Origin of the sequence: Chryseobacterium sp. SIMBA_038, assembly GCF_046535115.1 — a bacterium.
Lineage (GTDB): Bacteria > Bacteroidota > Bacteroidia > Flavobacteriales > Weeksellaceae > Chryseobacterium.
Map to the genome: position 1 here is coordinate 1 of NZ_JAWRXH010000215.1, position 265 is coordinate 265.

A 265-nucleotide genomic window follows, 5' to 3' on the forward strand; every position below is an offset into this window, starting at 1 on the left:
GGCACAAAAGGAGTACACCTTGATGCCATTGCAAGACTTCCGTTATGGATGGAAGGGAAAGACTTCAACCACGGAACAGGACATGGAGTAGGAAGCTTCATGAATGTTCACGAGGGACCACAAAACATCAGAAAAGATCTGAACCCGCAGGATCTTCTTCCAGGAATGGTTTGTTCTAACGAACCTGGATATTATCTTGAAGGACAATACGGAATTCGTCATGAAAACCTTATTGCGGTGAAAGAAGCAGAGAAAACGATTCACG

General features: G+C 44.2%; 1 protein-coding gene. It reads left to right on the top strand.

Annotated elements, in window-relative coordinates; genetic code table 11:
* Positions 1-265 (top strand): M24 family metallopeptidase (locus tag SB689_RS23335; protein WP_410694428.1); only part of this gene is annotated, 265 nt, incomplete at both ends.